We start from the raw sequence: 12,274 nt of genomic DNA on the forward strand, positions 1-12,274 counted from the left end.
CCCGCCGATCCCGTTCAGCGACGATACCCCCAACTACGAACTGACCCGCCCTGCCCCCAGCCCGCCCTCGGCGGTGAACTGGCTGGGCACCGACGATCAGTCGCGGGATGTGCTGGCACGGGTGATCTTCGGCGCGCGGGTCTCGATTCTGTTTGCCCTGGCGCTCACCGCGATCAGCGCGGCCATCGGCATCGCGGCCGGCGCGTTGCAGGGTTACTACGGCGGCTGGGTGGACTTGATCGGACAGCGCGTGCTTGAAGTGTGGTCCGGTTTGCCGGTGTTGTACCTGCTGATCATTCTGTCGGGGTTCGTGGAGCCGAATTTCTGGTGGCTGCTGGGGATCATGGCGCTGTTTTCCTGGCTGGCGCTGGTGGACGTGGTGCGCGCCGAGTTCCTGCGCGGGCGCAACCTGGAATACGTCAAGGCCGCAAGGGCCTTGGGCCTGGGGGACGGCAAGATCATTGGCCGGCACATCCTGCCCAACGCCATGACTGCGACCTTGAGCTACCTGCCATTCATTTTGACCGGGGCAATTTCCACTTTGAGCGCCCTGGACTTCCTCGGTTTCGGCATGCCGGCGGGCAGTGCGTCCCTCGGTGAATTGATCGCCCAGGGCAAACAGAACCTGCAGGCGCCGTGGCTGGGCCTGACCGCGTTTTTCACCTTGGCGCTGATCCTGTCGCTGCTGGTCTTTATCGGCGAGGCGTTGCGTGACGCCTTCGACCCACGCTCATGAGTGATTGCAAATGAACCTGATCGAGATCCGCGACCTGTGCGTCGCCTTCAACGGCCAGACCGTGGTACACAACTTGAGCCTGGATGTGCGCCCCGGCGAATGCCTGGCACTGGTGGGTGAGTCGGGCTCGGGTAAGTCGGTGACCGCCCATTCGATCCTGCAACTGTTGCCCGAAGCCGGCACTGCCACCACCGGCTCGGTGAAGTATCGCGGCAAAGAGCTGGTGGGCGCCCCGGCGGCGACCTTGCAGAAACTGCGCGGCAACCGTATCGCCATGATCTTCCAGGAGCCGATGACCTCCCTCAACCCGCTGCACAGCATCGAAAAGCAGATCGGTGAAACCCTGTTGCTGCACAAAGGCCTGGACGGCAAAGCGGCGCAGGCGCGTATCTTGGAACTGCTCGACATGGTCGGCATCCAGAAACCGAGGGAGCGCCTCAAGGCCTATCCCCACCAATTGTCCGGCGGCCAACGCCAACGGGTGATGATCGCCATGGCCTTGGCGTGCGAGCCGGAACTCTTGATCGCGGACGAACCTACCACCGCGCTGGATGTGACCGTGCAGCGCAAGATCCTGCTGCTGCTCAAATCCTTGCAACAACGCTTGGGCATGTCGCTGCTGCTGATCAGCCATGACCTCAACCTGGTGCGCAGCATCGCCCAGCGGGTGTGCGTGATGCACGCCGGCGAGATCGTCGAGCAGGCCGAATGCCAGGCTCTGTTCAGCGCGCCGCAGCATCCTTACAGCCGCCTGCTGCTGGATGCCGAACCGGCGGGCGATGCACTGTGCAGCGAGGAACGCGAGACGGTGTTGCAAGTGGAGGACCTGAGCGTGCAGTTCCGTCTCGGTGGCGGGCTATTTCAACGCAAGACCTACCTGCGCGCGGTGGACGGTATCAGCCTCAGCGTGCAACGTGGCAAGACCCTGGGCATCGTTGGTGAATCCGGCTCGGGTAAATCCACCCTCGGCCAGGCGATCCTGCGCCTGCTGGACTCCCACGGCAGCATCCGCTTCCAGGGCCAGGCCCTCGATACCCTCAACCATCACCAGATGCGACCATGGCGCAAGCAGATGCAGGTGGTGTTCCAGGACCCTTATGGCAGCCTCAGCCCGCGCATGTCGGTGCAGCAGATCATCAGCGAAGGCCTGGAGGTGCACGCCCCGTGCAGCCTGGCCGAGCGCGAAGCGCAGGTGATCCAGGTGCTCAAGGACGTGGGCCTGGACCCCGCCAGTCGGCATCGTTACCCCCACGAGTTTTCCGGCGGCCAGCGCCAGCGCATCGCCATCGCCCGCGCGCTGGTGCTCAAGCCGGCGCTGATGCTGCTGGACGAACCCACCTCCGCCCTTGACCGCACCGTACAAAAGCAAGTGGTGGCGCTGCTGCGTGAACTACAGGAAAAATACGGCCTGACGTACCTGTTTATCAGCCATGACCTGGCCGTGGTGCGGGCCATGGCCCACGACATGATCGTGATCAAGGAGGGCAAGGTGGTGGAGCGCGGCGCCAGCTACGACGTGTTCGAGTCGCCGCAACACCCCTACACCAAGGAACTGATGGCAGCGGCGCATATTCCGCTGTAGGACGTTATGGAACTTCACTCACCCTTTTGCTGGCGGCATGGGCATGAACCTCACCGATAACCTCACCGATTACCAACAGGTACGCGGCCTGGCCATCCAGTCGCTGTTCGAAATCATCGAGCAGTCCAGCGAAGGCACGGTGATCGTCGACCGCGACGCCAATATCGTGTGGATGAACGAGCGCTACGCCAAGCGCTTCGGCCTGAACAGCGCGGATGAGGCCATCGGCCAACCCTGCGAGCGGGTGATTTCCAACAGCCTGTTGCGCCAGGTGGTGCGCACCGACCGGCCGATCCTGCTGGATATCCAGGACACTCCCAAAGGCCCGCTGGTGGTGATGCGCCTGCCGATTCACAACGATGCCGGGGCGGTGATCGGTGCCATCGGCTTCGCGCTGTTCGATGAGCTGCGCAACCTGTCGCCATTGATCGAGCGCTACATGAGCATGCAGCAGGAACTGGCCTCCACCCGCTCGTTGCTGCGCTCACGCCAGAGCAAGTACACCTTCGCGCACTTTATCGGTACCAGCGCCGCGAGCCTGGAAGTCAAACGCCGGGCGCGGCGCAGCGCCAAGACTGAGTCGCCGGTGTTGCTACTGGGGGAAACCGGCACCGGCAAGGAGTTGCTGGCCCAGGCCATTCATGGCGCCTCGTCACGGGCACACAAGGCATTTGTGAGCATCAACAGCGCGGCGATCCCCCATGACCTGCTCGAAGCCGAGTTCTTCGGCACTGCGCCCGGCGCGTTTACCGGCGCCGACCGCAAGGGCCGCCCCGGCAAGTTCCAGATTGCCCAGGGCGGCACGCTGTTTCTCGACGAAATCGGCGACATGCCCCTGCCGCTGCAAAGCAAACTGCTAAGGGTGTTGCAGGAAAAGGAGTTCGAACCGGTCGGCTCCAACGAGATGCTACACAGCGACGTACGGGTGATTGCGGCCACGTCGATGGACCTTGAGGCGGCGATCAAACGTGGCGAGTTTCGCGCGGACCTGTATTACCGCCTTAATGTGCTGCCGATCCAGGTCCCGCCCCTGCGCGAACGCTTGGAAGATATTCCGGCGCTCAGCGAGGCGATCCTGGAAGAACTGCGCAGCCATCACGAACTGGACCGCGAAGCCCTGGACTTATTGGCCCAGCATGCCTGGCCGGGGAATATCCGTGAGTTGCGCAACGTACTGGAGCGCGCGGCGCTGTTAAGTGATGACTTGATATTGAACGCCCAGGAAGTCCGTGCGGCCATTGGCACCTTCAGCCCGGTGGCACGTAGCACTGCCGTGATGGCGGAGGAAGGTGAAAGCTACAACGCGGCGCGGGAGCGGTTTGACCGGCAGGTGATTGTGGCGGCGCTCAAGGCCTGTGATGGGAATGTGGTGGAGGCGGCTAAGCGGTTGGGGCTGGGGCGGTCGACGTTGTACAAGAAAATGGTCGCGCTAGGTATCACCTGATCTCCAATCAGAGACTTAACTCTCAATAAATAGACGACCACTGTGGGAGGGGGCTTGCCCCCGATGACAGTGGGCCAGTCAGCACATCTGATACCGATACACCGCTATCGGGGGCAAGCCCCCTCCCACATTCGGCCCGGGATTGTCTCTAGATTGAGACACAAGCAGAAGCCAATTTAAAAATATTCATACATTTCAACAAGTTAAGTAATTGGCACGCATCTCGCTATAGCCCTTCCCCACCGCGTCACCACAAAAATAACAATCCTATCTGGAGACACACCATGAGTGTGATCATTGCCCTGGCAGCCCTCGCGCTGCTGATGCTGGCTGCCTACCGTGGCTATAGCGTTATCTTGTTCGCCCCCATCGCCGCCCTAGGCGCGGTGCTGCTGACCGACCCCTCCGCCGTCGCCCCTGCCTTTACCGGGGTGTTCATGGAAAAAATGGTCGGCTTTATCAAACTGTATTTCCCGGTGTTCCTGCTCGGTGCGGTGTTCGGCAAGCTGATCGAACTGTCGGGGTTTTCCCGTTCGATCGTGGCCGCGGCGATCCGTTTGCTCGGCACGCGCCAGGCGATGCTGGTGATCGTGCTGGTCTGCGCCCTGCTCACCTACGGCGGCGTCTCGCTGTTTGTGGTGGTGTTCGCGGTGTACCCGTTTGCGGCGGAGATGTTCCGCCAGAGCAATATCCCCAAGCGCCTGATCCCGGCGACCATCGCCCTGGGTGCGTTTTCGTTCACCATGGACGCCCTGCCCGGCACGCCGCAGATCCAGAACATCATCCCCAGCACCTTCTTCAACACCACCGCCTGGGCGGCGCCTTGGCTGGGGCTGATCGGCACGATTTTCGTGTTCTGCGCCGGCATGCTTTACCTGGCGCGCCAGCGCAACAAGGCCCAGCGCGCCGGTGAAGGCTACGGCACCGAACTGCGCAACGAGCCGGAAACCGCCGAGAACCTGACGTTGCCCAACCCGTGGATCGCGCTGTCGCCGCTGATCCTGGTGGGGGTGATGAACCTGCTGTTCACCCACTGGATCCCGCAGTGGTACGGCAAGACCCACAGCCTTAGCCTGCCGGGCATGAGCGCGCCGGTGACCACCGAAATCGCCAAGCTCACGGCAATCTGGGCGGTGCAGGCGGCGTTGCTGGTGGGGATTATCGTGGTGCTGGTGTTCGGCTTCTCGGCGATCAAGAGCAAACTCGCCGAAGGCAGCAAAAGCGCGGTCAGCGGTGCATTGCTGGCGGCGATGAACACCGCGTCGGAATACGGCTTCGGTGCGGTCATCGCTTCGTTGCCGGGCTTTCTGGTGCTGGCGGACTGGCTTAAGGGCATCCCCAACCCGTTGGTCAACGAGGCGATCACAGTGACGTTGCTGGCCGGTATCACCGGTTCCGCCTCGGGCGGCATGAGCATCGCCCTGGCGGCGATGTCCGAGAGTTTTATCGCGGCGGCCCACGCGGCCAATATCCCCCTTGAAGTGCTGCACCGGGTCGCGGCCATGGCCAGCGGCGGCATGGACACCCTGCCCCACAACGGCGCGGTGATCACCCTGCTGGCGGTCACCGGCCTGACCCACCGCGAAGCCTACAAGGACATTTTCGGCATCACGATTATCAAGACCCTTGCGGTGTTCGTGGTGATCGGTACTTTCTATGCCACTGGCATTGTGTGAGGTGAACATGACGACATTGAACGGCAAGACCGCCCTGGTCACCGGTTCCACCAGCGGCATCGGCCTGGGCATTGCACTGAGCCTGGCCAAGGCCGGCGCCAACCTGATCCTCAACGGCTTCGGCGACGCCAGTGCGGTAATCGCCCAAGTGCAAGCCTATGGCGGACAGGTCGGCCACCATCCGGCGGACGTCAGCGACCCGGCGCAGATCGCCGACATGTTTGCCTATGCCGAGCGTGAGTTCGGCGGTGTGGACATACTGGTGAACAACGCCGGCATCCAGCATGTGGCGGCGGTGGAAGACTTCCCGGCCGAGCGCTGGGACGCCATCATCGCGATCAACCTGTCGTCGGTATTCCACAGCACGCGCTTGGGTCTGCCGGGCATGAAGGCCAAGGGTTGGGGGCGTATCGTCAATATCGCTTCGGTGCATGGCCAGGTCGGTTCGGTGGGCAAGGCAGCTTATGTGGCGGCCAAGCATGGCGTGATCGGCCTGACCAAAGTGGTGGGCCTGGAGACCGCCACCAGCAACGTGACCTGCAACGCGATCTGCCCCGGCTGGGTGCTGACGCCGCTGGTGCAGAAACAGATCGACGATCGCATCGCCCAAGGCGTGGACCCGCAGCAGGCGCAGCACGATCTGCTGGCGGAGAAACAACCGTCGCTGGAATTCGTGACCCCGTCGCAACTGGGCGAGCTGGTGCTGTTCTTATGCAGCGAGGCCGGCGCCCAGGTGCGTGGCGCGGCCTGGAATATCGATGGTGGCTGGCTGGCCCAATAGATCAAACACAGCGAAACGCTGTCGTTTGCAAGACGTGCATAAGAACAAGAGACCCTGCTGATGTCCGAGATCCTCTGGCAACCCTCCCCGGAACGCATCCGTACGACGCGCATGGACCAGTTCCGGCGCTTTATCAATGATCGCCACGCCGTGCAGCTTAGCGACTATCCGGCCCTGCACCAGTGGAGCATCGACCAGCGCGCCGAGTTCTGGCAGGCCATCGTGGCGTTCTTCGATGTGCAGTTTCGCAGCCCGCCCAACGCCGTACTGATCGAAGGGGACGCTATGCCCAGCGCTCAGTGGTTCCCCGGCGCGACCCTGAACTTTGCCGAGCATTTGCTGCGTCGCCGCGACCATCACCCGGCCGTGATCGCCATCGGCGAAGACGGCCAGCGCGAACAACTGACCTACGCCGAACTCGCCGCCCATGTCGCCGGCTTGCAAAACAGCCTGCGAGCGGCGGGCGTTGGTCTGGGTGACCGGGTCGCGGCGTGCATGCCCAACACCTGGCAGACCCTGGTGGGTATGCTCGCCACCACCAGCCTTGGGGCGATCTGGTCGTGCTCCTCGCCGGATTTCGGCACCCAAGGCGTGATCGACCGCTTCGGCCAGATCGAACCCAAGGTGCTGATCACCTGCGCCGGTTATCGGTATGCCGGCAAAATCATCGACCAAAGCGCCAAGCTCAATGAAATCCTCGAACGCCTGCCGTCCCTGGAACAACTGATCGTAGTGCCCTACGCACGGCCCGAGGCACGGGTCGAGGACTATCGCACCCGGGCCCGCGTCACCCTGTGGCAGGACGCCTACCAACCCGGCGGCGAACCGGCGTTTGTCGCTGTGCCGTTCGATCATCCGCTGTACATCCTGTATTCCAGCGGCACCACCGGAGTGCCCAAGTGCATCATCCATGGCACCGGCGGTGTGTTGCTCACCCATCTGAAGGAACATGGCCTGCATGCCGACCTGTCCCGCGACGATTGCCTGTTCTACTACACCACCTGCGGCTGGATGATGTGGAACTGGCTGGTCTCGGTACTGGCCCTGGGCGCCACGGCGGTGCTGTATGACGGCTCGCCGTTTCATCCGGGGCCCGAGCGCTTGATCGACCTGATCGATGCCGAACGTATCAGCGTGTTCGGCACCAGCCCCAAGTTCCTCGCCACCCTGGAAAAGGCCGGGCTGCAACCGCGTCTGAGCCATGACCTGAGCAGCCTCAAGGGCTTGATCTCCACCGGCTCGCCGTTGTCGCCCCAGAGCTACGACTACGTCTACCGCGAGATCAAGGCCGAGCTGTGCCTGTCGTCGATGTCCGGCGGCACCGATATCGTCTCCTGTTTTGTGATCGGCAACCCGGTGCTGCCGGTGCGCCGTGGCGAAATGCAATGCAAGAGCCTGGCGATGGCCATCGAAGTGTGGGACGAGAAGGGCCAGCCGTTGATCGGCGAAAAGGGGGAACTGGTGTGTACCCGTCACTTCCCGGCCATGCCCATCGGCCTATGGAACGACCACGACGGGCAGAAGCTGCGCGCGTCGTATTTCGCTCAGTTTCCCGGCGTGTGGGCCCAGGGCGACTACGCCGAGGAGCGCGCCAATGGCAGCCTGCTGATCCATGGGCGCTCGGACGCGGTGCTCAACCCCGGCGGCGTGCGCATCGGCACCGCCGAGATCTATCGCCAAGTGGAGAAGGTGCCCCAGGTGCTGGAGAGCCTGGCCATCGGCCAACGCTGGCAGGACGATGTGCGGGTGGTGCTGTTTGTGCGTCTGGACGATGGCGTCGAGCTGGATGACGCGTTGCAACAGCAGATCCGCCAGGTGATCCGCGCCAACACCACGCCACGCCATGTGCCGGCGAAGATCCTCGCCGTCCATGACATTCCGCGCACCATCAGCGGCAAGATCGTCGAACTGGCGGTGCGCAATGTGGTGCACGGCGAACCGGTGAAGAACACCGATGCCCTGGCCAACCCCCAAGCACTGGAGGCTTTTCGCGACCGTCCCGAACTGGCGTGAAGATGAAAGGTTTCAGCCCGGAGCAGCTGATTTGCAAGACAAAACGCCAATGCGTGCTATTTTTCCCGGGTAGTCACCCAGGGCCGACTCACGGGATAATGGGTGTTTTCATCTTTCAAGGCGTTACGCTCAGGGCTTTTTCATGAATGGAACATCCACCGGTAGCGAAGCCGCTGCATTGATCGCGCGGCTGGACTGGGCACACAGCCCGCTCGGTGAGGCCAATGACTGGCCGCAAAGCCTGCGCACAGCGGTCGACATCGTGATCAACTCTCCGATGCCGATGCTCCTGTTGTGGGGCCACCAACTTATTCAGCTGTATAACGATGGCTTCGCCCGACTGGCGGGCAACAAGCACCCCGGCGCCATGGGCCAGCCGGCACACCAGGCTTGGCCGGAACTGGAGAGCTTCACCGCACCGATCTACAACGCCGTGATGGAGGGGCAGGTGCGCACCTTCAGCGAGCAGCGCTTTGTGCTGCAGCGCAACCAGCGCGATACCGAGATCTGGCTGGACCTCACCTACAGCCCCATCCGCGACGAAAGCGGCGAGGTCGCTGGCATTCTGGTCACCGCCATCGAAACCAACGAGCGGCGCAGCAAAGCCCTGGAGCTGCAACAGCGCTCCGAGGCCAGCCTCAAGGCCCAGCACAACAGCGAGGAGCGCCTGCAACTGGCCCTGGCCGCCACCGACGCGGTGGGCACCTGGGATTGGGACATCGGCGAAGACCATTTCATCGCCGACGCCCACTTCGCCTACCTGCACGGTGTCGATCCGGCGGACGCCGGCCTGTTGCCCATCAGCGATTACCTGCAAGGCGTACACCCCGAAGACCGTGGCACGGTGACGCGCAGTATCAAGTATTGCATCACCAACGGCACCGAATACGCCGAGGAATACCGCCTGTTGCAGCCCGATGGCGAGGTGCGCTGGGTGTTCGCCCGCGGCCGCTGCTACAAGGATCAACAGGGCCGTCCGGCGCGCTTCCTTGGCGCGGCGCTGGACCTGACCGAACGCAAGCACACCGAACAGGCCCTGCGCCAGAGCCAGACCGAATTGCAGCTGATCATCAACGCCATGCCGGTGCTGATCGGTTATGTGGACCACGACGAGCGCTTTCGCCTGAACAACAGCGCGTATCTGGAGTGGTACGGCAAGACGCCCGAGGAACTGTACGGAAAAACCATCCGCGAAGTGCTCGGCGAGGAGGTGTACGCCGGGCGCGCGGACAAAATCGCCGCCGCGCTTAAGGGCAAGGCTTGTAGCTTCCTCACCGTCACGCCGCACCGCGATGGGCGGCCGCGGCACGCACTGATGAAGTACCTGCCACGCTTCAGCAACGACGGTTCGGTCAATGGTTTCTACATCTTTGTGATCGACGAGACCGAACGCAAACTCACCGAGGAGGCCTTGCGCCACCTCAACGAAAACCTCGAAGAACGGGTGGCCCAGCGCACCCAGGCCCTGGCCGAGGCCAACCAGCGCCTGCAAAACGAAATGTACGAACGTGAACGTGCCGAAGACGCCCTGCGCCATGCGCAAAAAATGGAAGCGGTGGGCCAGCTCACCGGTGGCATCGCCCACGACTTCAACAATATGCTCACCGGCATTATCGGCAGTCTCGACCTGATGCAGCGCTATATCGCCGCCGGGCGCAGCGATGAAATCGGCCGTTTTACCGACGCCGCCGTGGCCTCCGCCCATCGCGCCGCCGCCCTCACCCACCGGCTGCTGGCGTTCTCGCGCCGCCAGTCGCTGGACCGCCGCCCGTTGGACCCGAACCAATTGGTGGCATCCCTGGAAGACCTGTTTCGCCGTACCAAGGGCGCGCATATCACCCTCAAAGTGAAGCTGGGCCAGGACATCTGGCCGGTCAACACCGACGCCAGCCAGTTGGAAAACGCCCTGCTCAACCTGGTGATCAATGCCCGCGATGCCATGCCCGATGGCGGCGAGCTACTGATCGAAACCGCCAACAGCTACCTGGACGGCACCGACATCACCACCCTCGAACCGGTCAAGGCCGGCGATTACGTGATGCTCGGGGTGTGCGACAACGGCACCGGCATGGCGCCGAAAATACTCGCCAAGGCGTTCGACCCGTTCTTCACCACCAAACCCATCGGCCAGGGCACCGGCCTGGGGCTGTCGATGATCTACGGCTTTGCCCAACAGTCCGGCGGCCATGTGACCATCCAGAGCGCGCCGGGCCAGGGCACCTGTGTGCGCCTCTACCTGCCGCGCCTGCACGGCACGTCACTGGAAAGCAGCCTGCCGGCCAGCCTCGGTGAAGCGCCGGTGGCTTTGGCGGGCGAAGCGGTGGTGGTGGTCGAGGATGACCTGGCGGTGCGCATGCTGGTGGTGAACCTGCTGGACGAATTGGGCTACACCGCGCACCAGGCGGCGGACGCCCGGACCGCCCTGCCGTTGCTGGAATCGGACCTGCGTGTGGACCTGCTGGTGACCGACGTCGGCCTGCCGGGCATGAACGGCCGGCAACTGGCGGAAATCGCCCGCCAGCACCGTCCGGGCCTCAAGGTGCTGTTTATGACCGGCTACGCCGAAACGGCTGCCGAGCGCCAAGGGTTTCTGGAGGATGGCATGGACATGGTGGCCAAGCCGTTTTCCATCGACCTGCTGGCCACCAAAATCCGCGGCATGATCGGCGTCGACGAAGGACTTCAGGCATAATCGCGCGCCGTCGCACACCTGGTAGAGATCAATGAAAGCCCAAGCCCGTCATATCCTGGTGAAAACCAGCGAAGAAGCCGAACAACTCAAGCAGCGCATTGCCAAGGGCGAAGCCTTTGATGTGCTGGCCAAGAAGTACTCCACCTGCCCGTCGGGCAAACGTGGCGGTGATTTGGGTGAGATCCGGCCGGGGCAGATGGTGGGGGCGATCGACGCAGTGATTTTCAAGAAGCCGCTGCGGGTGGTGCATGGGCCGATCAAGAGCAAGTTCGGGTATCACTTGGTGCAGGTGTTTTATCGCGATTGAGGGATGCCTTTAGGGTCCCATCGGGGGCAAGCCCTCTCCCGCATATATCTGGAGCAATGCAATCGACTGTGGGAGGGGGCTTGCCCCCGATCCGCCGAAGGCGCCCATTCACCCCTGGGGAATCAATGCCCCCGGCACCTGAATCACCCGACTGGCCAGACGATGTCCAGCCAATGCCGCCGCCTCGGGTGAACCACCCTGGAGCCGGCTGGCCAGATATGCCGCGCTGAACGAGTCCCCCGCCGCCGTGGTATCCACCACCTTACCGACCTTTAACGCCGGTACAGAAAACCGCCCGCCGTTGCAGCGGATCAGGCACGCATCTGCGCCACGCTTGAGCACCACCTCGGCGATGGCTGGATAGGCCGCGAACACCTGCTCGGCGTCCTCATAACCAAACAATGCGCGCTCGTCATCTTCGGTGAGCAAGGCGATATCCACTTCGGCCAGCACCGCGTGATACGCCGCGCGGGCCGCTTCCACGCTGGGCCACAGGCGCGGGCGATAGTTGTTGTCGAACACCACCCGGCCACCACGGCGGCGGGTTTCGATCAGGGCTTGCAGCAGGCGCCCGCGGCCGATCTCACCGAGCACGGCCAGGGTGATGCCGCTGAAATACACCACGTCGTAGCCGTGCAGCGCCGCCAGAACGGGCTCGGCGGCGGGCGTAGTGAAGCAGTCGCGCACGGCGGCTTCGTTGCGCCAATACAGAAATTTGCGCTCGCCTTGGGCGTCGGTCTGGATGCAATACAAACCCGGCAAACGCCCCGGCAAGCGTTGCACCAGGCCCAGACCGAGACCTTCGTCGGCCCATTGCTGGCACATCGCATCGCTGAAGCTGTCATCGCCCAGGGCGGTGACGTAGTCGACGCCGCCACCAGCGCCCAGCTCACGGCGCAGGTACACCGCGGTGTTGAGGGTGTCGCCGCCGAAGCTCTGGTGCAGGCTGCCGTCGGCGCGGTGTTGCAGTTCGATCATGCATTCGCCGATCAGGGCGATGCGAGGGGTTGTGTTCATGCCTGAGTCTCTGGTGTGGCTGAGGG

Annotated in this window: 9 protein-coding genes; 8 read left to right on the top strand and 1 reads right to left on the bottom strand. The window is 63.2% G+C overall.

All coding sequences use genetic code 11. The annotated features are described in order from the left end of the window. From ABX75_RS09115 to ABX75_RS09150, 8 genes are all read left to right on the top strand, one after another. Positions 1–736: ABC transporter permease (locus ABX75_RS09115; RefSeq protein WP_047881794.1), on the top strand; the 736-nt coding region annotated here is incomplete at its 5' end. Positions 737–746: 10 nt separating this feature from the next. Next, entirely contained in the window at positions 747–2,318 is a 1,572-nt protein-coding gene (locus ABX75_RS09120; protein ID WP_047881795.1) for an ABC transporter ATP-binding protein, read from the top strand. Between the two features lie 43 nt (positions 2,319–2,361). After that, positions 2,362–3,762 (top strand): sigma-54-dependent Fis family transcriptional regulator, encoded by a 1,401-nt coding sequence (locus ABX75_RS09125; RefSeq protein ID WP_047881881.1) that lies wholly within the window; start codon positions 2,362–2,364, stop codon positions 3,760–3,762. Positions 3,763–4,046: 284 nt separating this feature from the next. Beyond that, positions 4,047–5,438 (top strand): GntP family permease, encoded by a 1,392-nt coding sequence (locus ABX75_RS09130; RefSeq protein ID WP_034098319.1) that lies wholly within the window; start codon positions 4,047–4,049, stop codon positions 5,436–5,438. A gap of 7 nt (positions 5,439–5,445) precedes the next feature. Beyond that, positions 5,446–6,219, top strand: coding sequence for a 3-hydroxybutyrate dehydrogenase (locus ABX75_RS09135; RefSeq protein ID WP_034113961.1), 774 nt, complete (start codon positions 5,446–5,448; stop codon positions 6,217–6,219). A 60-nt stretch (positions 6,220–6,279) separates the two neighbouring features. After that, the gene (locus tag ABX75_RS09140) at positions 6,280–8,232 is read left to right on the top strand and encodes an acetoacetate--CoA ligase (RefSeq protein ID WP_034098321.1); all 1,953 of its coding nucleotides are present in this window, start codon (positions 6,280–6,282) and stop codon (positions 8,230–8,232) included. 142 nt (positions 8,233–8,374) lie between these two features. Then, positions 8,375–10,924: a PAS domain-containing sensor histidine kinase gene (locus ABX75_RS09145; protein ID WP_034098323.1), complete on the top strand. Its 2,550-nt coding sequence runs from the start codon at positions 8,375–8,377 to the stop codon at positions 10,922–10,924. Between the two features lie 31 nt (positions 10,925–10,955). Further along, a complete protein-coding gene (locus ABX75_RS09150; RefSeq protein ID WP_034098324.1) occupies positions 10,956–11,231 on the top strand; it encodes a peptidylprolyl isomerase in 276 nt (91 codons plus the stop codon). 108 nt (positions 11,232–11,339) lie between these two features. Here ABX75_RS09150 and ABX75_RS09155 read toward each other — a convergent pair whose 3' ends face one another. Beyond that, positions 11,340–12,248 (bottom strand): sugar kinase, encoded by a 909-nt coding sequence (locus ABX75_RS09155; protein WP_047881796.1) that lies wholly within the window; start codon positions 12,246–12,248, stop codon positions 11,340–11,342. Between the last annotated feature and the right edge of the window lie 26 nt (positions 12,249–12,274).

The sequence above is a fragment of the Pseudomonas sp. ARP3 genome (assembly GCF_001029595.1).
GTDB lineage: Bacteria > Pseudomonadota > Gammaproteobacteria > Pseudomonadales > Pseudomonadaceae > Aquipseudomonas > Aquipseudomonas rhodesiae.